At 35.7% G+C, this 23524-nt stretch carries 23 protein-coding genes and 1 pseudogene; 18 read left to right on the top strand and 6 right to left on the bottom strand.

The window, feature by feature from the left end; translation table 11 throughout:
• The first annotated feature begins 52 nt into the window (after positions 1-52).
• Together spoVR and MRBLBA3_RS08910 are read left to right on the top strand one after the other, a co-directional pair.
• On the top strand, positions 53-1468 hold the full coding sequence (gene spoVR / locus MRBLBA3_RS08915; RefSeq protein ID WP_001202725.1) for a stage V sporulation protein SpoVR: 1416 nt from the start codon (positions 53-55) through the stop codon (positions 1466-1468).
• Between the two features lie 109 nt (positions 1469-1577).
• Positions 1578-2840: a neutral/alkaline non-lysosomal ceramidase N-terminal domain-containing protein gene (locus tag MRBLBA3_RS08910; protein ID WP_363380900.1), complete on the top strand. Its 1263-nt coding sequence runs from the start codon at positions 1578-1580 to the stop codon at positions 2838-2840.
• Between the two features lie 126 nt (positions 2841-2966).
• On the opposite strand, the gene MRBLBA3_RS08905 is transcribed toward MRBLBA3_RS08910, so the two are convergent.
• Positions 2967-3440, bottom strand: a complete 474-nt coding sequence (locus tag MRBLBA3_RS08905) for a MarR family winged helix-turn-helix transcriptional regulator (protein WP_000350029.1) — start codon at positions 3438-3440, stop codon at positions 2967-2969.
• Positions 3441-3585: 145 nt separating this feature from the next.
• On the opposite strand from MRBLBA3_RS08905, the gene MRBLBA3_RS08900 reads away from it, so the two are divergent.
• From MRBLBA3_RS08900 to MRBLBA3_RS08850, 11 genes and pseudogenes are all read left to right on the top strand, one after another.
• On the top strand, positions 3586-4170 hold the full coding sequence (locus MRBLBA3_RS08900) for a DUF3238 domain-containing protein (protein WP_000247260.1): 585 nt from the start codon (positions 3586-3588) through the stop codon (positions 4168-4170).
• A gap of 132 nt (positions 4171-4302) precedes the next feature.
• The gene (locus MRBLBA3_RS08895) at positions 4303-4887 is read left to right on the top strand and encodes a DUF3238 domain-containing protein (RefSeq protein WP_001284287.1); all 585 of its coding nucleotides are present in this window, start codon (positions 4303-4305) and stop codon (positions 4885-4887) included.
• A gap of 267 nt (positions 4888-5154) precedes the next feature.
• Positions 5155-6819 carry a CoA-disulfide reductase gene (gene cdr, locus MRBLBA3_RS08890; RefSeq protein ID WP_363380895.1) on the top strand — a complete coding sequence of 555 codons (1665 nt, stop codon included), beginning with the start codon at positions 5155-5157 and terminating at the stop codon, positions 6817-6819.
• Between the two features lie 184 nt (positions 6820-7003).
• Positions 7004-7267, top strand: a complete 264-nt coding sequence (locus MRBLBA3_RS08885; RefSeq protein ID WP_000456201.1) for a metal-sensitive transcriptional regulator — start codon at positions 7004-7006, stop codon at positions 7265-7267.
• Positions 7268-7355: 88 nt separating this feature from the next.
• Positions 7356-7916, top strand: a complete 561-nt coding sequence (locus MRBLBA3_RS08880; RefSeq protein ID WP_363380892.1) for a sulfurtransferase TusA family protein — start codon at positions 7356-7358, stop codon at positions 7914-7916.
• 38 nt (positions 7917-7954) lie between these two features.
• Positions 7955-9091, top strand: a pseudogene (locus tag MRBLBA3_RS08875) (MBL fold metallo-hydrolase).
• 21 nt (positions 9092-9112) lie between these two features.
• Positions 9113-9343: a sulfurtransferase TusA family protein gene (locus tag MRBLBA3_RS08870; RefSeq protein WP_002094724.1), complete on the top strand. Its 231-nt coding sequence runs from the start codon at positions 9113-9115 to the stop codon at positions 9341-9343.
• Between the two features lie 30 nt (positions 9344-9373).
• Positions 9374-9736 (top strand): rhodanese-like domain-containing protein, encoded by a 363-nt coding sequence (locus tag MRBLBA3_RS08865; protein WP_001092307.1) that lies wholly within the window; start codon positions 9374-9376, stop codon positions 9734-9736.
• 15 nt (positions 9737-9751) lie between these two features.
• Complete coding sequence (locus MRBLBA3_RS08860) at positions 9752-10048, top strand: rhodanese-like domain-containing protein (RefSeq protein ID WP_000661801.1); 297 nt, start codon at positions 9752-9754, stop codon at positions 10046-10048.
• 72 nt (positions 10049-10120) lie between these two features.
• Complete coding sequence (locus tag MRBLBA3_RS08855; protein WP_000437714.1) at positions 10121-10600, top strand: DsrE/DsrF/DrsH-like family protein; 480 nt, start codon at positions 10121-10123, stop codon at positions 10598-10600.
• Between the two features lie 33 nt (positions 10601-10633).
• Positions 10634-11392 (top strand): sulfite exporter TauE/SafE family protein, encoded by a 759-nt coding sequence (locus MRBLBA3_RS08850; protein ID WP_363380887.1) that lies wholly within the window; start codon positions 10634-10636, stop codon positions 11390-11392.
• 39 nt (positions 11393-11431) lie between these two features.
• Here MRBLBA3_RS08850 and MRBLBA3_RS08845 read toward each other — a convergent pair whose 3' ends face one another.
• Both MRBLBA3_RS08845 and MRBLBA3_RS08840 read right to left on the bottom strand, forming a co-directional pair.
• Positions 11432-11866 carry a hypothetical protein gene (locus tag MRBLBA3_RS08845; RefSeq protein ID WP_000642368.1) on the bottom strand — a complete coding sequence of 145 codons (435 nt, stop codon included), beginning with the start codon at positions 11864-11866 and terminating at the stop codon, positions 11432-11434.
• A gap of 148 nt (positions 11867-12014) precedes the next feature.
• Complete coding sequence (locus MRBLBA3_RS08840; protein WP_363380884.1) at positions 12015-13217, bottom strand: LCP family protein; 1203 nt, start codon at positions 13215-13217, stop codon at positions 12015-12017.
• A 314-nt stretch (positions 13218-13531) separates the two neighbouring features.
• Between MRBLBA3_RS08840 and MRBLBA3_RS08835 the strand changes: the two genes are divergently transcribed.
• A complete protein-coding gene (locus MRBLBA3_RS08835) occupies positions 13532-14530 on the top strand; it encodes a YhdH/YhfP family quinone oxidoreductase (RefSeq protein WP_001066585.1) in 999 nt (332 codons plus the stop codon).
• Between the two features lie 36 nt (positions 14531-14566).
• Here the strand turns inward: MRBLBA3_RS08835 and MRBLBA3_RS08830 are convergent, their stop codons facing one another.
• From MRBLBA3_RS08830 to MRBLBA3_RS08820, 3 genes are all read right to left on the bottom strand, one after another.
• Positions 14567-16222: a Na/Pi cotransporter family protein gene (locus tag MRBLBA3_RS08830; RefSeq protein WP_000456190.1), complete on the bottom strand. Its 1656-nt coding sequence runs from the start codon at positions 16220-16222 to the stop codon at positions 14567-14569.
• Between the two features lie 509 nt (positions 16223-16731).
• Positions 16732-17721 (bottom strand): NAD(P)-dependent alcohol dehydrogenase, encoded by a 990-nt coding sequence (locus MRBLBA3_RS08825; RefSeq protein WP_002169108.1) that lies wholly within the window; start codon positions 17719-17721, stop codon positions 16732-16734.
• A 185-nt stretch (positions 17722-17906) separates the two neighbouring features.
• Positions 17907-19109: an MFS transporter gene (locus tag MRBLBA3_RS08820; protein ID WP_363380880.1), complete on the bottom strand. Its 1203-nt coding sequence runs from the start codon at positions 19107-19109 to the stop codon at positions 17907-17909.
• A 472-nt stretch (positions 19110-19581) separates the two neighbouring features.
• On the opposite strand from MRBLBA3_RS08820, the gene MRBLBA3_RS08815 reads away from it, so the two are divergent.
• The 4 genes from MRBLBA3_RS08815 (at position 19582) to MRBLBA3_RS08800 (ending at position 23496) form a co-directional block, all read left to right on the top strand.
• Positions 19582-20670 (top strand): DUF871 domain-containing protein, encoded by a 1089-nt coding sequence (locus tag MRBLBA3_RS08815; RefSeq protein ID WP_363380877.1) that lies wholly within the window; start codon positions 19582-19584, stop codon positions 20668-20670.
• 146 nt (positions 20671-20816) lie between these two features.
• Positions 20817-22757 carry a BglG family transcription antiterminator gene (locus MRBLBA3_RS08810; protein ID WP_363380874.1) on the top strand — a complete coding sequence of 647 codons (1941 nt, stop codon included), beginning with the start codon at positions 20817-20819 and terminating at the stop codon, positions 22755-22757.
• Positions 22758-22868: 111 nt separating this feature from the next.
• Positions 22869-23189 (top strand): PTS lactose/cellobiose transporter subunit IIA, encoded by a 321-nt coding sequence (locus MRBLBA3_RS08805; protein ID WP_000131329.1) that lies wholly within the window; start codon positions 22869-22871, stop codon positions 23187-23189.
• A 1-nt stretch (position 23190) separates the two neighbouring features.
• The gene (locus MRBLBA3_RS08800) at positions 23191-23496 is read left to right on the top strand and encodes a PTS sugar transporter subunit IIB (protein ID WP_363380871.1); all 306 of its coding nucleotides are present in this window, start codon (positions 23191-23193) and stop codon (positions 23494-23496) included.
• Positions 23497-23524 lie beyond the last annotated feature (28 nt).

Below are 23524 nucleotides of genomic sequence, written 5' to 3'. Positions count from 1 at the left end.
GCTTGTTCCTCATCATACACTTTCTTAAGGGAAAGTGTAAGGAGGGAAAATAATGAGAGCAAGTGATGATAAAGCACTACAATATGCGATTGCTGAAATTACGGAAATTGCGACTGGATTTGGTCTTGATTTTTATCCGATGCGCTATGAAGTATGTCCAGCGGAAATTATTTATACATTTGGTGCATATGGGATGCCGACGAGGTTTTCGCATTGGAGTTTTGGAAAGCAATTTTTCAGAATGAAATTACAATATGATTTGGGACTTAGTAAAATTTATGAACTCGTTATTAACTCTGACCCATGTTACGCCTTTTTATTAGATACGAATTCTTTAATTCAAAATAAATTAATCGTGGCGCACGTTTTAGCACATTGTGATTTCTTCAAAAATAATATTCGTTTCTCTAATACGAAACGCGATATGGTGGAGAGTATGGCAGCGACCGCAGATCGTGTGAAGGCGTATGAACATAAGTATGGAAGAGAAGAGGTAGAAACATTTTTAGATGCCGTACTTGCCATTCAAGAACATATTGATCCATCGCTTATGCGTCCGAAACTTGCTTGGAGTATTGGAGATTTAGAAGAGGATGTAGAAAAGAAAAAGATATCACAGTACGATGATTTATGGAATTTAGATGATCGAAACAAAAAGAGGGAACGACCTAATATGCATAAAAAGAAGAAAATCCCACCGCAGCCAGAAAAAGATTTACTCCTCTTTATTGAAGAATATAGCCGTGAGCTAGAAGAGTGGCAGCGCGACATATTAACGATGATGCGCGAGGAAATGTTATATTTCTGGCCACAGCTTGAAACGAAGATTATGAATGAAGGCTGGGCTTCCTTCTGGCATCAACGCATACTTCGTGAAATGGACTTAACATCTTCTGAAGCGATCGAATTCGCGAAGCTTAACGCAGGTGTCGTACAGCCATCAAAAACAAGTATTAATCCATACTACCTCGGTATTAAAATGTTCGAAGATATTGAAGAGCGCTATAATAACCCGACAGAAGAAATGAAGCGACGCGGTGTGAAGCCTGGTTCTGGTCGTGACAAAATCTTTGAAGTACGGGAAATTGAATGGGATGTATCGTTCCTAAGAAACTATTTAAATAAAAAACTTGTAATGAGAGAAGATATGTACTTATTCCAGCGCCAAGGAAAAGAATATAAAGTAATTGATAAAGAATGGGAGCATGTGCGTGATCAACTTGTAAATATGCGTACTAATGGAGGTTTCCCGTACTTAGTAGTAGAAGATGGAGACTACTTAAAGAATGGGGAATTGTACATTAAACATAGCTATGAAGGAATTGAACTAGATTTAAAATACTTAGAAAAAGTATTACCGTACCTTCATCAGTTATGGGGGAGAACGGTGCATATGGAGTCGATTGTGGAGAGTAAGGGCGTTGTGTTTTCTTATGATGGGAAGATGGTGCATCGGAAGTATGTGTGATAAAAAGAACGGACATAGAAATGCTATGTCCGTTCTTTTTTATTTGGAACAAAGTTAAATATGCTATTCTTGAAGAAAGGGAGTTACATATAGAAATGGAGCGATTCAAGTGAGCAAAGTAGGGGTATGTCAGGTGGATATTACGCCGCCTTTAGGTATTGATTTTATTGGATACCATAGAGATACAGGAATTAATAATATTGAAGAGCACATTTACGGGACAATCTTTGTATTTGAAAAAGATGAAGTGAAGACTGTATTTATAAGTATTGATAACATTGGAATGTTAGTAGAAGATACGAATATTATTCGTGAACGAGTAGCTAGTGAGCTTCATGTACCATTTGAGCAAATAACAGTTGTTTATACGCATACTCACTCTGGTCCGGAAACAGTCGGTAATCATCCTTTAATAAAGTCGTATAAAACGATTTTATTAAATAATATAGTGCACGGTGCTGTTACTGCAAATAACAACATGAGATCATGTGAAGCTGGATGGGGTGTTACGACAGGTGATATTGGAGTAAACCGAAGAGAACGGACGCCTGATGGAAAAGCAAAGATGGGAACAAATATAGAGGGTGTTGTAGATAAACGAATTGGCATGTTAGCAATAAGAGATGCTGAAACGAAGGAGCTATCTGGGATTGTAGTATTTTGTACTGCGCATCCGAATGTTTTAAAAGGTGATAGTGATGTATTATCAGCGGACTATCCTGGAATGACGAGAGCGATTCTTGAGCAGATAGTAAACTGTCCTGTTATTATCGTTCAAGGTGCTGCTGGAAATGTGAATGCGAAATATCGCGGTTCAAGGGAAGCATTAAAACAAATGGCTTACACACTTAGTGGACATGTATTAACGATGTTGCCAATAGTTACATATAGCCCAATTATAAATTTAAGAACAATCTCGAGTACGATGCAAATGAAGTTGAAGGATATTCCCGAAATTGATGAGATACGAAGCATGGCTCAATTAGCGGAGAAGCAGTGGGGCGTGAATACGGATGAATGGCTTACTATCGTTTTAGAGAAATATAAGCAAGGTATTCGGCAGTTAAGTGTTGATTTAGAAGTTCAACTGTTTCAAATTAATGATGGTATGTTCTCTGGCATACCGATGGAACCTTTTTCGGAAACTGCGTTAGAAGTGAGAGAGAGTCTTCAAAATGAACTAGCTTTCTTTGGTGGAAATACGAATGGATATATTGGTTACTTACCGACAAAAGAGGAATATGCATATGGCGGATATGAAGTGGAATTAAACCCTATTGTGTATGGAACGGTTACAAACTTGTTGATGCCGCCAGAGGCGAATACGACGGGATTGGTTGTGAAGAGAGTTAGGGAATTATATAATTCGTAAAATATGTTATCTCATATATTTAAAACAAAATTTAAAGGAATCAATGATTTTAATCAACTGTAAAAAACGAATCCATTTTGATTAGTCTTTTTCAAAATGGATTCGTTTTTTATATGGAGTTTTTATTTACCAAACAGGTCGTATGTTTGATGATAATTTCCCTGTATTTTCTTTAGTAACGAATGTTGTTAGATCTTCTTTAAGCATTTGCATTCGTTCTTCACCTATGTTTTCAATCCATCGTTGTTCTATTTCAGCTACTATTTCTTCTTTTGCTTTCATTACTGACAAACCACGTTCGGTTAAAACAATGATTTTACCTCTTTTATCAGTAGGATGCGTTTGGCGTGTGACATAACCACTGTTCTCCAGAGAATCTACCATTTTACTTATGGCTTGTTTTGAAACCCCTAAATATTCAGCTAGTTCTATACCGGTTGCTCCATTAGGAAGGATGCGTTTGAACATAAAACCGTGTGCTGGCCTAATATCTTCAAATCCCAATTCACTTAATCTATCATGTAGTTCAGTAATTAATGTACTGAAAGATAATGATAAAAGTGAAGTAAGGTCTAGTTCGTTAAATGTTTGATGATCCATATATATAACCTCCGTGATTGTAGTCAATTAAGTTGACTATAGGTGAAACCTATTGTACTATACAGGGTATAGTCAATCAAATTGACTATATATTAGTGATAGAGCAAATAATGATTTATCTAAATAGAAGCAATGGAGGTTTCACATGGTTAATATCGTTAAAATCAGAGGGAGTGTATTTGCACCATATGCATCGCTGGAACCTATTAAGGATCCTGCAACAGGAAGAGCGTTTGAATATGCTGGAGATGCACGTGAATTTGCACCATACGCTGTGAACACAAAGCGTTCAAGATTAGAACAAGAAGTGACTGTTGATTTTTATAAAAGAGAAATTTTCATATATGCAGATGCTTGTATCGTCACTGTGAAGATTACAAATCCAGATGGCTCAATTGAGTATCAAAAGGGAGAAACAAGTACAGATAACATTGCATGTACAAACATTGTATGGAGTAAAGATGAAGTTTCATTTGAAATGAGAGCAAGTGCAAGTAATCCTTTAAACGCGGCAGCACCTGCAGCTGATTATTTTTTGACTATACGAGTTAATGAAAGTGGTACTGTGCATGTTGAAGGTGTACATGATGGTTTCCCTTGCTATGAATTTTATAAGCAAATAGACTTTGGTTCATTTGAATTAATACACACACATGATTTCAGAGAAACGGATGATACCCCAGCAGCACTAGCTGGAGAAATGGAATATAGTTTTAAAACGACAATCTAATAAATATAGCGCTATTTTTCAGAAGGAAGTAGCAAATGTAAAAGAGAAAGCTATTGATTATGGGAGCGAAATTGTGGTCTGTTTTACTCAATAGTATACAGTATCTAAAATAAAATTATAGAGGTGTTTCTTATGGCCAATATCGTTAAAATTAGAGCTAACGTATTTATTCCAATGTCTTGGACAGAACCGCGGAAGGATGTACAAACAGGGAAAGTAATCCAATTCGAAGGTGATTCACGTGAATTTACACCACATGCGGTAAATACTATGCGCTCTAGAGTTGAGCAAGAGGTAGTAGTGGATTTTTATAAAGAAGAAGTGTTTTCATATGCAAACACGGGTATTACGACAGAGAAGGTGACAAATCCAGATGGTTCTGTGAATAAAAGAACAGGAAAAGCGAGTACTGAAAATATTGTGTGTACGGATATTTCATGGAATTCTGACGGTGTGCAATTCAAAATGAGTGCAAGCGCTAGTAATCCGTTAAATATGTATGCCCCTCCTGTGGACTATTTATTAACTGTATGTGTGAAAAAGGATGGTAGTATCGATATTCAAGGAGAACATGATGGATTCCCTTGTTTCGAATTTTATAAGCAAGTAGATTTCGGTTCATTTGAACAAATTTATACACATGATTTTAGAGAAACTGGTGATACACCTGAAGCGTTAGGTGGAGAAATGGATTATAGTTTTACAAAGAGTTTATAGGAAGTATGATAAATTACTTCATTCGTAAATGGATTCAGCCGTCAAAAATAAGTATTACTCCATACTACGCCGCCTTTAGGCATGGATTTAATCATACAGAAAGGAACCTGGAGATATCTAGGTTCTTTTTTGTTTCGAATTTGTGAACGAAAGATATATATATTGAAAATAATTTTTGTATATTTTATTATATACCCATACGGGTATAAGTTTTTTGTTTGTAATACATGGAGAAATTAAATAATAAACAACATGGAGGTTTAAAATATGTCTAGAAAAATTGTTGTAGTAGGTGGAGTTGCTGGTGGAGCATCAGTAGCTGCAAGGCTTCGTCGCTTAAGTGAAGAAGATGAAATTATTATGGTTGAACGCGGTGAATATATTTCATTTGCAAACTGTGGATTACCATACTATATTGGCGGTGTAATTACAGAAAGACAAAAACTATTAGTGCAAACAGTTGAAAAGATGTCAAAGCGCTTTAATTTAGATATACGTGTATTGAGTGAAGTAGTAAAAATTAATAAAGAAGAGAAAACAATTACTATAAAGAATGTAACTACAAATGAAACATATAACGAGGAATATGATGTTTTAATTCTTTCACCAGGGGCAAAACCAATTGTTCCACCTATTCCGGGTATTGAAGAAGCAAAAGCGTTGTTTACGTTACGAAATGTACCTGATACAGATCGTATTAAAGCGTACATTGATGAGAAGAAACCACATCATGCGACGGTTGTTGGTGGTGGATTTATTGGAGTAGAAATGGTTGAAAACTTAAGAGAACGAGGACTTGATGTTACTCTTGTAGAGATGGCAAATCAAGTAATGCCACCGATTGATTATGAGATGGCAGCGTATGTACATGAACAGATGAAACAGCATAATGTTGAGCTTGTTTTTGAAGATGGTGTGGATGTTATAGAAGAGAACGGAACCATTGTGCGTTTAAAAAGCGGTTTGAATATAAAGACAGATATGATTATTTTAGCAATTGGTGTACAACCAGAGAGTCGTTTAGCAAAGGATGCAGGATTAGCACTAGGAGTTAGAGGAACGATAAAAGTAAATGAGAAATTTCAAACGTCGGATTCACATATATATGCAATCGGTGATGCGATTGAAGTGAAAGATTTTGTTACAGAAACAGAAACAATGATTCCTTTAGCGTGGCCGGCTAATCGTCAAGGTCGCATGTTAGCAGATATTATTCATGGTCATACGGATTCTTTATATAAAGGTACGATGGGAACTTCAGTGGCTAAAGTTTTTGATTTAACAGTTGCTTCGACTGGAGTAAATGAAAAAATATTAAAACGATTAAATATACCCTATGAGGTAGTACATGTACAGGCCAATTCTCATGCTGGATACTATCCGAATGCTACGCCAGTACTAATAAAATTAATTTTTAATAAAGAGAGTGGAAAAATTTATGGAGCACAGGCTTTAGGACGTGACGGGGTAGATAAGCGTATTGATGTTATTGCAACGGCAATGAAGGCGAATTTAACTGTAATTGATTTACCGGATTTAGAATTATCATATGCACCACCGTATTCTTCCGCAAAAGATCCAGTAAACATGGTAGGGTATGCGGCAAGCAATATAGTAGATGGTTTTGTGGACACGGTACAATGGCATGAAATAGATCGTATTGTTGAAAATGGTGGATATCTTATTGATGTTCGAGAGCCTAATGAACTAAAACAGGGAATGATTAATGGTTCTATTAATATTCCGTTAGATGAATTACGTGATCGTTTGGATGAAGTGCCAATTGACAAAGAAATATATATTACTTGTCAGCTTGGGATGAGGGGATATGTTGCAGCACGTATGTTAATGGAAAAAGGATATAAGGTAAAGAATGTAGATGGTGGCTTTAAATTATACGGAACAGTATTACCAGACCGGATTGTATATTGATATTTGTTCATCTTTCAATTCAAAATTTGGTGGAGGATGAACCCCATGGATTAAGGTTTCACTTTTTGTTTTGCGAACATGTAAGATGAAAAATAAAAATAGGGGTTTACAATATACCCTGCAGGGTATAATATATTGTCATAAGTTATAAATGGTGACATAATGGTAATGAGGTGATTGTAGAATGGAATATAATCAAGATATGAAAAATAGATTGAAACGTATTGAAGGTCAAGTTCGTGGTGTGCTTCGCATGATGGAAGAGGGAAAAGATTGCCGAGATGTTATTACACAGTTAACTGCATCCCGTTCTGCACTTGATCGTACAATTGGACTCGTTGTGGGAACAAATTTAGAGCAATGTTTACGTGAGCAGTTTGAGACAGGCAATGGCTCAAATGAAGAGTTAATTAAAGAAGCTGTTCAATTGCTTGTAAAAAGCAGATAATCTGTCAAACGTATGTGTTGACAGATTTTCAAAAACATTTTATTATACCCCTACAGGTATATGTATAATAATTAGGGAGGAAATGATTATGAGTATAAAAGTTGATACGAGTTTAGACTGTAAAGGATTGGCTTGTCCGATGCCAATTGTGAAGACAAAAAAGGCGATGGAAGGGTTGGCATCAGGGCAAGTTATTGAAATAGAGGCGACAGATAAAGGTTCTACGCTAGATATTCAAAGTTGGTCAAGTAAAGTAGGGCATCAATATATCGGAACGAAACAAGAGGGGAATATATTAAAGCATTATGTAAGAAAAGCACATGAACATGAAGTAAATGAAGTTGTGAAGTATCCTCATACGATTACGAATGCGGAATTGCAAGATCTATTATTAAGTGGTGAAGAGTGTACTGTATTAGATGTTCGTGAAGCGGCGGAATTTGCCTTTGGTCATATTCCATCTGCCATTTCGGTTCCATTAGGTGAAATAGATAGTGTTAGGTTAGATTATGTGAAGCCAATTTATGTTGTTTGCCGGACTGGTAACCGTAGTGATATAGCGTGCCAAATGTTGAAAGAGAAAGGTTATTCAAATGTGAAGAATGTCATTCCAGGTATGTTAGAGTGGCAAGGGAATGTGGGGAAATAAAATTTTTTAAATGAAAATATACCTATGGGGGTAATTGGATGAGTGTTAAGATGTTACAAGCAAAAGAGGTTGCCGAGAAAGTTTTATTCGGAGAGTTGTTTATTTTAGATGTTCGGAATGAGACGGATTATGAAGATTGGAAAATTGAAGGGAAGCAAATCACTTCTATAAATAAACCATATTTTGATTTATTAGATGGTGTAGATCATATTGTAGATGAATTGCCGAGGGAGAAAGAGATTTTAGTTGTATGTGCGAAAGAGGGATCTTCTCAGTTTGTCGCAGAGCAATTGTTACATGCCGGCTTTAATAATGTTTATTATTTAGCTGGCGGTATGAAAGCTTGGAGTGAGTATGTGAAGCCGTTAAAGGTAGGGGATGTACAGGGCGGGGGAAGTATATATCAATTTAATCGCCTTGGAAAAGGGTGTTTATCTTATATGGTCATTTCAAAAGGTGAAGCAGCAGTCATTGATGCGGTGAGAACAATTGAAGTATACGAAGATTTTGCAAAAGAGCATGGAGCTACTATTACTAACGTAATGGATACACATCTACATGCAGATCATATTTCTGGTGGGCGTAAGTTAGCTGAAAAAGTAGGCGGTACGTATTGATTACCTTCAAAGGATGCGGAGGAAGTCGTTTTCTCATATAAACCGCTTGTTGAAGGAGCTGTCATTACGGTGGGGGGTACCAAAATTGAAATTAACGCATTATACTCACCGGGGCATACGATTGGAAGTACATCATTTATTGTAGATGATTCCTATTTATTATCAGGCGATATTTTATTTGTAGATTCAATCGGGCGTCCAGATCTTGCTGGAAAGGCTGAAGATTGGGTGAGTGATTTACGCAATACGTTATATAAACTTTATAAGGAACTGTCTCAAGATTTAATTGTTTTACCAGCTCATTATTCAAAAATAAGTGAAATGGACGACAGAGGTATTGTGAGTGCGCATTTACAAGATTTATTTAAGGAGAATGTAGGATTAAATATTGCCGATGAGGTAGAGTTTCGTAAAACGGTGACAGAGAACTTACCGCCTCAGCCGAATGCTTATGAAGAAATTCGTCAAACGAATATGGGTAAGATTTACCCGAGTGTGGAAGAAGAGCGTGAAATGGAGATTGGCCCAAATCGTTGTGCAGTTCATGATTCATTATAAAATAACAAACTGGAGGAATAGATGATGAATGTCAAACAAGTATTAGATGCGAAAGGTTTAGCATGTCCAATGCCGATTGTAAGAACGAAGAAAGCGATGGATACTTTACAAACTGGAGAAGTGTTAGAAGTACATGTAACGGATAAAGGGTCGGTAAAGGATATTCCAGCGTGGGCAAATAAAGGTGGTCATGACATCGTAAAGCGTGCAGAAGAAGCTGATGTGCTGAAATTTTGGATTAAGAAGGCGTAGTAGTTTTATAGATGTAGAGAGGTTGGTTATATGAATACAATATTAAGTACGCTTTTCATTGTACTTGCTGCAGGGTTTGTTATTTCACGTTTTTTACCGGTGAAAGGTGTTCAAAATATAAATGGAAAAGAATTAAAGAGTATAGTGGGGAAAAAGGGTAAACAATTCATCGATGTTCGTACAGTAGGTGAATATAGAGGAAATCATATGAAAGGATTTCAGAATATCCCGCTAAATGAGTTAGTTAGTAAAGCAAATCAGTTAGATAAAAATAAGGATGTAATTGTTATTTGTCAGAGCGGGATGAGAAGTAAGCAAGCAGCAAAAGTATTAAAGAAATTAGGATTTCAGCACGTTATAAATGTTTCAGGTGGTATGAATGCTTGTAATTAAGAAGGAGATAGAGAAATGAAAGAAATGACTGCAAAAGAGTTAGAAGAAAAATTGTTACGTAAAGAAGCAGTAAATATTGTAGATGTACGTGAAGTAGAAGAAGTAGCTGAAGGGAAAATTTCAGAAGCATGTAATATTCCACTAGGCCTATTAGAATTTCGTATGCATGAGTTAAATAAAAATCAGGAATATATTATTGTTTGTCGCTCTGGCGGAAGAAGTGCAAGAGCAGTTCAGTTTTTAGAGAGCTACGGTTTTCGAGCAATCAATATGGTAGGTGGTATGTTAGCTTGGGAAGGTAAAGTCATATAGGACTGAGGTAAATGATTTCAGCCTTTGTACAAACAAATAAATACCCCTATAGGTAATCGGAGGGAAAACAACATGGAACAACAGAAGAAAACAACAATCGTTTTATTTAGTGGAGATTATGATAAAGCGATGGCTGCTTATATTATTGCAAATGGTGCAGCGGCGTACGATCATGAAGTGACTATTTTTCATACTTTCTGGGGTTTAAATGCTCTTAGGAAAGATGAGCATGTGAAAGTAAAGAAAACATTTATAGAGAAAGTGTTTGGAAAAATGATGCCGCGCGGTGTAAATAAGATGGGATTATCAAAAATGAATTTTGCTGGTATGGGGCCAAAGATGATTAAAGGTATTATGAAGAAGCACAATGCGGTGCCTTTGCCGGATTTAATTGATTTGGCGAAAGAACAGGGAGTTAAGCTTGTAGCTTGTCAAATGACAGTAGATTTATTAGGGTTAAAAGAGGAAGAGATTATGGAAGGGATAGAATTTGCTGGGGTAGGAGCATATTTAGCAGATGCTTCGGATGGAAATGTAAATTTATTTGTTTAAATTACCTTCTTTTTAGAAGGCGAGGGGTACAATATGAGTTTAACAGTACTACTATTTATTATTGGGTTTATAGGATCATTTATATCAGGGATGGTTGGAATTGGCGGTGCAATCATTAATTATCCGATGATCTTATACATTCCAGTATTGCTAGGATTTACTGGCTATACGTCACATGAAGTGAGTGGTATTACAGCGATTCAAGTGTTCTTTGCAACTTTTGCAGGTGCGTGGGCGTACAGGAAAAGTAACGATATGGATAAAACTTTAGTTGTGTATATGGGAGCTAGTATATTAATAGGAAGCTTTGTAGGTAGCTTTAGCGCGAATTTATTAAATGAGCATTCTGTAAACATTGTTTACACATTACTAGCTACTATTGCGGCTATTATGATGTTTGTGCCGAAGAAAAATAATAGCAGAGCAGTTAATTATAATAAATGGTTAGCAAGTATGTTAGCGTTTATTGTAGGAAGTGTTTCCGGCATTATTGGGGCTGGTGGTGCATTTCTTTTAGTCCCGATTATGCTAGTTGTTTTAAAACTACCAATACGTACGACAATAGCAACATCTATCGCTATTACGTTTATTTCCTCGGTAGGGATTACGACGGGGAAAGTGATTACTGGACAAATAGTTGTTATGCCAGCTCTTATCGTTGCGATAGCAAGTTTATTTGCCGCTCCTCTTGGGGTGAGAGTAGGGAAGAGAGTGAATCAAAAGGTTTTACAATATGTATTGTCTATTTTAATTGTAGGCACCGCTATAAAGATGTGGATCGATATGATATGAATAAAAAAGGATGGTGCTGCTTGCAGCCCATCCTTTTACTTATGCCCAAATAACTTTCATTAAGTTTTTATACTCGTCATTTGCTAATTTATATAGCATTCTCGTATGTTCAAAGACAAGTGCTGGATTAAAGTTTGGTTCTGAGAATGCAAGAGATGTTGAAATATCAATTGCATTTTTCTTATTTAGCGTGAATTTTGCAAATCGGTAAGATGTGTTTAATTCATTGATGACATGTAAAATGTCATTTGTCGAATCAGGTACTTGAGCAACATTGAAGCAGTATATATCCACAGTAGGATTTTCGCTGTCGAAAGCAGCGATAAGTTGAATTTTTGCGCCAGCTTCTGTTTCTAGTCCTACTGAGAAATGTACAGAACCATCATTTTCATCTATATTTTCTTCCATATATATATCGTTTGATTTTAAGTACTCTTTAAAATCTGAAATGTTATGTTTTACTGCAGCTTTCATATGTGTGAGCCCCCTGATAATTGGAATAGATTACTATTATTTATTATAATTTAAAAATATTAAAAAAGATAGTTGGAAAGTTCTGATTTTTTGTTTTGAAAGCATTAAAAAGAAGCAGTGCTCTACCTCCATAGAGCACTGCTTCACTTTATTCATTGTCATTAGACGATGTTTCTGTATCTTCACTGTTATTCTTATTTTGAGTTTCATCGTTACTTGATTCGCGTTCACTCGTATTTTCAGACTTAGATTCTTTTGTTTTCTCTGAGCTTGTTTTTTTCGAATCAGAATCAGATTTTGTAAAGGCAGGTAGTCCAAGGTGACTACGAAGTTCGTTTGTAACATTAGCTAATTCTTTTTTATCTGGATTGTAGTAGTAAGTTCGGCCACCACCAGATGACTTACTACATGTATCATCACCTTTTGCCATGTAACAATCTTCACCTTCAATTTGTAATTTCTCAATTGAAGAATCTGCTCCATATTTATAGAATGAAAGCATATCATCGAATGTTAAGTTTGTAACGAATTGTCCGTTAATATCATCAATGATGTTACCAACTTTTGTTACGGATCCAACGCTTGTTAGTTTCTTTAAAATTGCTTCAATAACGAGTTGCTGACGTTGTCCACGCATTGCATCACTATCAATGTGCCTTGTTCTAGCAAGAGCAAGTGCTTCTTCGCCATTTAACTTTTGAACACCTTTTTGCAGGTGAATTGCCTCAGCATTATCGTTGCTATCTTGCTCAGTAAATTCAACGGGTACATCAACTTCAATACCGCCTAAGTCATCGACGATTTTTATAAATGATTTAAAGTTGAATTTTACAAAGTAATCGACAGGAACATTCATTAATTTTTCAACTGCATCAATGCTTGCTTGTGGTCCACCATCTTTTCCGTTTTTAGCAGAACCGAATGCATGAGCGTGTGTAATTTTATCTTTTTTCTTTTCTACTGGAATATAAGTATATGTGTCACGTGGAATACTTAATAGTTTAACAGTTTTGCTATCTTTATTAAAAGTTGCAAGTAATAGTGCATCCGTTCTTATAGCTTCACCGTATTCTTTCCCACGGACATCGCTTTCATCAACACCCATGATTAAGACAGATACATTGTTTGTAATAGGTTTTACAGCCTTATCACGTAAATCAGATTTATCACCGCGCGCTAAATCGTGTGCGGCATTTCGAATAGCAGAAGATGCTTTATTTGCTAAAAACCAAGTATAACCGCCGCCTACTATTAAAAAGAATAGAATAGCGCTTATAATAATTTTTATTTTTTTCTTACTTTTTTTCGGTTTATTGCGTGTATTTTCTTGCAAAGATGGGTTTTGCTCCATTTCCTGTACTCCTTCATTTGGATTGAAATACGACACTCATATCCACTTATTATAATGAAATTTAGCGAAAAAAAACATTACAAATCATTTACATTTCGTAAAAATTCAATTTATTTATAAAAAGTCAGATTTTATATATTTTATTTTTGAGATGTAGAATAAGTATAAGTTGTTTTAGTAGAAATGAAAATATGCAATGTGAGAAAGTGATAGAGAAGTAAGATTTGTTGAAATATAGCCAAGAAGATGTGATGAGCTGTATATGTACTTCTTATATAATAAAGAAAGATTTTACGGATGAAGGAGAGAGCATAATGAATAATACATCATTCCGAGCAATTGTCGTGAACGAAAAAGAAAATAATCAATTTGAAAGAAAGCTTGTTGAGAGAGAAATTAATAGTTTACCTGAAGGAGATGTGCTAATACGGGTTCATTACTCTTCATTAAATTATAAAGATGCCCTTTCAGCTACGGGTAACAAAGGTGTAACGAGAACATACCCTCATACACCAGGCATTGATGCAGCGGGAGCGGTAGTTAGTAGTGAAAATAACGCCTTTCAGGAAGGCGATCAAGTTATTGTAACTGGATATGATTTAGGTATGAATACTTCTGGTGGTTTCGGAGAATATATTCGCGTGCCATCATCTTGGGTTGTTCCTTTACCAAAAGAAATGTCTTTGAAGGAAAGTATGATGTACGGGACAGCCGGTTTTACAGCTGCCTTATCGGTGTATAAGCTCATTAGAGCGGGAATTACGCCTAGTATGGGAGATGTTTTAGTAACGGGTGCTACGGGCGGAGTAGGCAGTGTAGCAGTTAGTATTTTAGGGAAGTTAGGATATAACGTAGTAGGGGCAACGGGAAAAAGAGAAGAGAAAGAGATGTTGCTACGTTTAGGTGCAAAACAGATGATTCACCGCGCGGAGTTGAGTGATGAATCAGGAAGACCGATGCTTAAAGGAATATACGCTGGGGTTGTCGATACTGTAGGCGGAAGGATGTTAGAAACAGCTTTAAAATCACTACAGTATGGCGGTTGTGTCACGACGTGTGGTAATGTAGCGGGGCAGGAGTTAAATACAACGGTATATCCATTCATATTACGAGGTATTAGCCTTTTAGGAATAGATTCAGTGCAATGTCCAGTAGACATGAGAAGAGAAGTGTGGGCATTGTTAGCGACCGATTGGAAAAACTTAGAGCTATTATCTTATACAGAAGAATGTACATTAGAAGAATTAGATGAGAAGTTTGCGCTTATACTGCAAGGAAAGTTAAAAGGAAGAACGGTTGTAAAGATGAAATGAAAAAAGAGACGCTTACATTAGCGTCTCTTTTTGTAATTATAATGATTGTTTTACTGCTAGTTTACCTTGCTCACCTAAAACACCGTCAGCAATATTTACAGCGTGATCACCGATACGCTCTAAGTTACTTACCATGTCAACGAAGATGATACTCGCATCGCCTGAACAGCTACGTTCGTTTAGACGTATTACGTGACGTTTGCGAAGAACACGTTCCATTTGGTCAATTTTACGCTCTTTTGCAATAACAGTTTGAGCTAGTTCAGTGTCAAAGTTTGTTAAAGCATTGATTGCATCTTGTAATGTTGAAATTGTTAATTCAAGCATTTCATTTAGTTCAGCTAGTGCTTCATCCGATAGTGAAACACGGTTTGAAATTTGGAAATCTACAAGTTCGACAAGGTTTTCTACATGATCACCGACACGTTCAATATCCCCCACAACACCAGCTAAAACAGAATGCTTCTCAGAATCTGCTGATGAAAGTGGTTTTTCTGATAGTAAAACTAAATACTCGGTAATTTTTTTATCTAAATTGTTAATAGCGCCTTCTAATTGAGTAGCCATGTTAGCATGTTTTTTGTCTTGTGTATTTAAAAATTGATTTGCTTCTTTTAATCCATCTAATGAAAACTCCGCCATACGGATAATCTCTTTTTGAGCTTCTGTTAAAGCAATAGCTGGAGATTGTTCAATAAAGATTGGATTTAAATGTTGTGGTTTGAAGTTAATAGATGCATCTTCACCGCGAATAATTTTTGTTACAATCCAGGCTAATACTGCAATGAATGGGAACTGAATGATTGTATTCGTTACGTTAAATGTTCCATGTGCAAATGCAATTGTCATTTCTGGATTTAAATTTAATGACGTTTGGAAATATTGAATTAAATTTGTAAATGGTATTAATATAATCGTAAAGATAATGGTACCGATAATATTAAAGATAACGTGAACTAATGCTGCACGTCTTGCTGCAATTGAAGTACCGATTGCTGCTAATACGGCTGTAATTGTTGTACCGATGTTATCACCGAATAATACAGGAAGAGCAGCTTGTAAATCAATAGCACCTTGACCGAATAGTTCTTGTAAAATACCGATTGTTGCGCTTGAGCTTTGTACAATTAAAGTGAACACTGTACCGACAATAATTCCTAAAATTGGATTATCACTCATGCTAATCATTAACTCTTGGAATGACTCTAAAGAACGAAGAGGTTTCATACCTGCGCTCATTAATTCTAAACCGAAGAATAACATACCAAAACCGAATACAACTTGACCTACAGAATGTACTTTTTTATTTTTAAAGAAGAATAGTAAAATCGCTCCAACTGCCATAACTGGGAGAGCATATTCTCCGATTTTAATTCCGATAATAAATGCAGTAACTGTCGTGCCGATGTTCGCACCCATAATAACACCAATTGCTTGTCTTAATGTCATAAATCCGGCACTTACAAGTCCGACTGTTAAAGCTGTTGTTCCTGAACTTGATTGGATTAATACAGTAACTAACATACCAGCTAGTACACCCATAAGTGGGTTTGTTGTAAAGCGATCTAAAATATCGCGAAGACGATCTCCAGCTGCTTGTTGCAGTCCATCGCCCATGTATTTAATCCCGAATAAGAAAATACCTAATCCACCAATGAACTGGAAGATCATATCTTGAATATTGTATTCCACACATTCCACTCCTTAAATTTCATGTACGATGTAATTATTAACTAAACCTTGAGGCACTGTAAACGGTTTATCAGTAAAATTTACACTAAATTTACAAAGTGATAAAAAGTTTACAATTCTTTAAAGAAACACCTGGATTTAATTGGTTTTCATGCATGGTATATGACTATTTTGTGAAGAAGTCACATTTATCACACTATTTATTGATAGTAAAAATAGGTGAAGGAAAACTACCCAACTGGGTATGCGGATTGGAATTTTATTTTGTTATGATGATGGTTCTTTGCATATTTTTTGATTAAAGTTAGAAAAATATGTAGGGAAACGGGGGAGGTTTGAAATGGATTTATTTAATGAAAGTAAAAAACGATTAAATTATTTTAAACTGTTTTCTTTTGAGATGCTCGCAACAATAAAAAAGAGCAATTCGCATATGAATTTGCTCTGCTTTTTTATGTTAAAAACTTTCGGTGCTTTGCATTTTAACAATTATGCAAAGTGTTTTTTCTTTATTTAGAATCGTCATTATGCTCCATAGTTATGACGACATTTCCCTTCTTATGTCCTTTTTCAACATATATGTGAGCTTCAATAATTTCTTCAAAAGTGTATTGCCTATCAATGACCACTTTTATTTTATCGTTCTCAACAAGTTCTTTAAGGAAATTTAATGCTTCGGAAGTTTCAGGTGCGTTTTGACTTAATATGAGTTTCATGCGACTTGTCAATTTAGTCCAGAGCATTTGAGCACTTGGTAACGGTTCAACGATATTTATATAGGTACCATCTTCCTTTAACATTTTAATACACTCTGAAAAGGAGCTCCTGTTTACCGCTTCAAAGATAACATCATAAGTTTCGTCTGTAGTAGAAAAATTTTTTGTGGTGTAATCAATTACTTCGTCAGCTCCTAGAGATTTGACCAATTCTAAATTGGAGCTACTGCACACACCTGTAACTGTTGCGCCGAAATACTTGGAAATTTGTACTGCATAACTTCCGACACTTCCAGAAGCTCCGTAAATAAGAATGTTTTGACCGCTTTGAACGTTAGCTTTCCTAAGGAAAAATAAAGCTGTACGTGCTCCAATTGGGATGGCTGCGGCTTCTTCATAGGATATGTTGGAGGGCTTTATGCACACTGCTCCACCTTCAGGTAGACAAATATACTCAGCATAAGAACCAAAATTTACTTGGGTAGCTGCAAAAACTTGGTCTCCTTTTTTAAATCGTGTGACGTCTTTTCCTACCGATTCAACTTCACCAGCCAATTCCATTCCGAGTATTTGTTTTTTCGGTTGCTTAAAGCCAAGTGCGATTCGAGCGGGTAGCCAAACAGAAGAGGGAACCGTAAAACTTCGTGAGCGAATATCTCCTGCTGTTACGGTTGTCGCTTTTATTTTTACTAGTATTTCATTGTCCTTAGGAGCAGGTTTTTCTATCTCTTTCAGTTGAAGAACGTCGGGGGGACCGTATTTTGTGTACACTATTGCTTTCATTAATATTTCCTCCAATTCGTTCTATATATTAATATCATACGAACAACATGAATAAATAGAACAGCGGTTCACTCTTCAATACAATGCAAAAAGCAGTGTGATTTTTCTTAGGAATCCACTGCTTTTTGTATTTGTGTATATATGATTTTCTTAGTCCAAGTATCTCAAAAAAGAATCAATTAGCATTACCCAACAGCTTTTTCGTTTGTTTTATCTCCCTGTTTTTGTTTCCGTAAGTTTGTGATGTAAATGAAAAGAAAAGCGATAAGTAATAGAGAGGAATATCGATATACAGTTGCATAGTTGGTAAAGTGTGCAATGAACCCAAAAATAATCGCTCCAGCACCAATTCCAAGATCAAATGCTGAGAAGAATGTTGCTGTTGCTACTCCTCTTCGGTGTGGGGCTACTCGGTCAATCATCCACGCTTGTAGTGCTGGTTGAATTGCTCCGAAACCACTTCCGTAACACGCTGCGGCAATAATTAAGCTCGGAATTGTAGTTGTATACGACAATAAAATAATACCCGTAAACGTAATAATAACTCCTGGAATGATGACGAATGTATGGCCTTTCGTATCGTATAATTTTCCAGAAAACGGGCGGGTTACAGCGATTGCAAGTGCATTAAATAAAAAGAAGAGACTAATATCAGCAATCCCGACTTCCGTAGCAAATAATGTGATAAAGCTCCCAATTCCCCCGTACATTAATGTAATACATAATATTAATAATGAAGGAAGTAAAGCTTTACGCTCAATAAATCCATCGAGAAAGGTACCAGATGTTTGCTGTGGTGGTTGCGGCGATTTTTTGATTTGAAGTAGTTTCGTTAATATTAATGAAACTATTGTGCATGAAAGTGCACATAAAAAAAGAATCGTGAAGTTATATGCTTGCATAAGCCAAAGTCCGATAAGGGGACCGAGCGCCATGGCAATAGTTCCAGAAAGACCGAAATACCCCATGCCTTCACCGCGGCGAGCTTGCGGAATTAAGTCTGAAACGACAGTGCCATATGTAGTCGTTGTAATACCAAAACCAGCTCCGTGTAAAATTCGAACGGCAAGTAATAGGAAAACGGTTGAAGCGAAAAGATAACTGCCCATAGCGAGTAAACAAATAGCGGTACCAATCATTAAAATGATTTTTTTGTTGAATTTTTGCAAGGCATTTCCAGTTAGTGGCCTAATAAAAAGTGCTGCAACGGTAAACATACCGACAACGAATCCGATATTTGAACTTGTGCCCCCAATTTCTTTCACATAAACAGGTAAAGTTGGAATTAACATTTGAAATCCTAAAAACATACATAAGTTTGCTAGAATTAGCGCAATAAACTCTTTTGTCCATAACGGTTCTCGTTTTACGAGTACTGCCTCTCCCATATATTCATCCCCTATATAAAAGTTTTCCCGCATTAACGGGCAGTAAAACTCCTACCTCAAAATCCGGCTGGAGCAAAGAAGTTAGGTGGGAGATCAACTGCCCGTAAACGCCCGATTGGTTCAACTAATAATCAGTGGGGGATGAACAAAACCCCACACTGATTAAAGTTTCACTTTATCTCTGTTCTTTCGAGTATATGTATTGGTCAACATAACAGTCAAGGAAGGTGTCTTGAAAGCGGATAACAATTTTTCAGGTGAAAAACTGACAAATTTGTGTAAAGGCTACACAACTATGAAAAAAAGATGTAAAGTATAGATGTATAGACTAGTAATTGTTATGAATGATAGAAATTGTTTTTTCTTTAAAGAAAGCGGATTCAAATTGTAGTGGAAGAGAAGGGGATACATACTTTTTCGCTACATATATTTGAAAAGGTTTACAATATGATGAAGAAAGAGGCGTGTACATATGAGACGATTAGGTATTTCTATTTATCCAGAACATTCAACGGTAGAGAAAGATAAGGAATATTTAACATTGGCAAGTAAATACGGATTTACACGTGTGTTCACATGTTTACTATCTGTGGATGGAGAAAAAGAGAAAATTATCGAAGAATTTAAAGAAACGATCTCTCATGCGAATGCATTAGGGTTCCAAGTATTAGTTGATATTAGTCCAACTGTGTTTGAACAACTAGGTATTTTGTATAACGATTTATCGTTCTTCCATGAACTAGGTGCTTATGGTATTCGTTTAGATGTTGGGTTCTCAGGTTTAGAAGAATCAATTATGACGTACAATCCATATGGCTTAAAAATTGAGATTAATATGAGTAACGGTACGAAGTATGTAGATAATATTATGAGTCATAGACCAAATCGTGAAAATTTAATTGGTTGTCATAATTTCTATCCACACCGTTATTCAGGATTATCATACAATCATTTCATTAAATGCTCGAAACAATTTAAAGATTACGGTATGAGAACCGCTGCTTTTATTTCATCATTCGATGCAACATATGGGCCTTGGCCAGTAACGGAAGGCTTATGTACGTTAGAGCAGCACCGTGAATTACCGATGACAACACAAGCGAAGCATCTATTTGCGACAGAATTAATTGATGATGTTATTATTGCGAACGCTTATGCTTCAGAAGAAGAATTACAAGCACTAGGTGCATTAAATAAAGAGAAACAAACATTTGATATAGGATTATATGATACAACAACAGAACTAGAAAAAATTATCGTATTAGACGAACCACATTTTTATCGCGGAGATGTATCTGAATATATGATTCGCTCTACACAAAGTCGTGTGAAATATAAAAAAGAAGAATTCAAACCGCATAATACGCGCGAAATTAAGCGTGGTGATCTTTTAATTGATAATGAACAGTATGGTCAATATAAAGGTGAATTGCAAATTGCTTTAAAAGATATGGTGAATACAGGAAAAACAAATGTAGTTGGCCGAATTGTAGAGGAAGAAATTTTCTTATTAGATTATTTACAAGCTTGGGATAAATTTGGATTTACACTAAAGAAATAATGAGAGCGAGATAAAGTGAAGCTTTAATCAGTGGGAATGTAGTTCATCCTCACTGATTATTAGCCTTCACTAATCGGGATAAAAGGGAAAAAACTACTGATTTCAGTGGCTTTTTCCCTTTTATATAAAGAGCGAGAGGAAGAGCTATGACAAAAGTGCATCAGCGATTAATTTCTATTTTAGAGGAGTTTTTAGAAGAGAAATCGATGTTAAATCGAGCTTTTTTAGCGAGCCGTTTACATGTATCAACGAAGACAATTCAAAAGGATATAAAATTATTAAATGATATATTGGAAGAAAACGGGGCGAAAATTGAATCGCAAAGAGGAACTGGATACGAATTAGAAATTATACAAACGAAGAAATTTGAAGAGTTTTGCGTGAGTCTATTTCAAAAACAGACAGAAAAGATCCCAACTTCTTATGAAGAAAGGATAACGTACATCCTGCAACGTATTTTAACGACAGAGGGGTATGTGAAACTTTCACAGTTAGCAGAGGAGATTTATGTGAGTAAATCGACTGTAAATTTAATTATGAAAGATGTTACAGATATATGTGGCCGTTATCAATTACAAATTGAAAAGAGACCGTATTATGGTATACGTATTGTGGGAGAGGAATTTAATATTCGTTCTTGTTTATCACAATATGGTTTACCGCGTTATGACCATACTCCGTTTCATGAGCAATTTGAGCAGAGGGATACATACTTATTGTTACCTCATATACCACTTATCCGTTCGGTTATATTAAAGTATATCGAGGGAGGAACGATATATTTATCAGATATAGAAATTGATAATTTAGTCATTCATATTGCAATTGCATTAAGGCGTTGTGAAGATCAACATTATATGAAAAGACTAAATGCGGAGCAAGCTGAACTTATAATAAAGAAAGAATATACAATTGCGAAACAGATTGTAGGGGATTTAGAGAGTGAGTTGCACCTTTCATTTCCAGAAGAAGAAGTTTTATATGTGACGATGCATTTATTAAGTACTGCTGTTACAGCGAAAGACCGTTATGAAAATGTGGAAGAATTATTAGGAAAAGATCTATATGCATTCATGCAACATATTCTTTTTAAAGTAGCGGAAGAACGGAATCTTATTTTTTATTATGATGAAGAATTATTATTTGGATTTGGTGTTCATTTAAAAACGTTATTAAACCGTTTGAAGTATAAGTTAAATACGAGAAATCCTCTTTTGGCAGAAGTGAAAAAGAATTATCCGTATGCTTTTGAAATTGCAGTTCTCGTTGGAGATATAATTGGTGAATATACGGGAGAATCGATTCCGGAAAGTGAAATTGGTTATATTGCGATTCACTTCGGGGGAGCGATGAGTCGTTTACAGGAAGAGAATCAAAAGAAAAGATGTTTATTAGTTTGTGCGACTGGTCAAGGAAGCGCCCAGCTATTGAAATATAAAATTCTATCACAGTTCCGAGATAAATTAGAGATTGTAGGGATTACAGGTTATTATCAATTGAAAGTGGAAGACCTTTATAAAGATAAAATAGATTGTATTATTAGTACGATTCATATACCGAGTGGTTTGCCTGTGCCTGTTATAAAAGTGAACTCAATATTTGATGATAAAGAGATTAAATCGATTGGCCAGCAGTTGTTTACGCATGTGAATACTAGTGTGCAGCAATATATTAAGGAAGATTTGATCTTCTTAAATCGTAGTGCCTCTACAAAAGAAGAGGTTATTCAGTTTTTATGTGAGAAAGCTGCTTTGAAAGGTTATGTACCTGCAAACTTTTATGATTCTGTTATGGAAAGAGAGAATACATCTCCGACATCGGTTGGAAATTTAGTTGCGATTCCGCATCCGATGCAGTTATTAAGTGAGAAAACATTTTTGATGTTTTGTACACTTGATAAAGCAGTTGACTGGGGAGATAAGAAAGTACAAGTTATTATTTTATTTAGTGTAAAGCGCAATAATAATGAAGATTTACAAAAGCTTTATGATTTTTTATACGATATTATGTCTAGTCAAAATACGATAGAGAAATTAACTCAGGCTGAAGTAATTGCAGATTTCCAAGAGATATTATTATCTTTATAAGAAAAGTATATAAAAACTTCCGTTACACAACGGAAGTTTTTTATGTTTAATTGTATGCGTTTTCATAATAAGATAACAATATAGAAAAAAGATATCTTGGGGGAATTTAAAATGACTGATATGCAAACTCCATTTGCGTTAATTTTACATGGTGGCAACGCGAGAAGCGCGGCACTTGAAGCAATCGCTTTTGCAAGACAAGGAGATTTTGAGAATGCGAGTGAAAAGATGACACTTGCTAGTGAAGAAATATCATCCGCTCATCGTATTCAAACAGACTTAATTCAAGAAGAAGCAAGAGGCAATCATGCAGAAATCAGTTTACTGTTAGTGCATGCACAAGATCATTTAATGAATGCCATTACAGTGAAAGAACTTGCTGAAGAATTTATTACTCTTCATAAACGAGTGGAAGAGAAAGTGACAATATAAGATGTACATTTTATTATGTTGCGCGGCAGGTATGTCAACGAGTATGGTTGTAAGAAAAATGCAAGAAGAGGCAATGAAACAAGGGAAGGATTATAAAATTAAAGCAGTTGATTCAGAACTTGTGAAACTGGAAATAAAAAATGCTGATGTTGTTTTAATCGGACCACAGGTGAAGTATTTGTTTCCAGCGGTAGAGTTTCTTGCGAAATCATACGATATACCGGTTGCAATAATAGAACAACGAGATTATGGCATGTGTGACGGTTTAAAAGTAATTAAGCAGGCAGAACAATTAATTTTAGCGTAATTATATTTTTTTAAATATAAACATTATA

Source organism: Bacillus sp. LBA3-1-1.1, from assembly GCF_040676495.1.
Taxonomy (GTDB): Bacteria; Bacillota; Bacilli; order Bacillales; family Bacillaceae_G; genus Bacillus_A; species Bacillus_A nitratireducens.
Note: the sequence above shows the minus strand (reverse complement) of the source record. Positions and strands in the feature narration are given on the sequence as shown.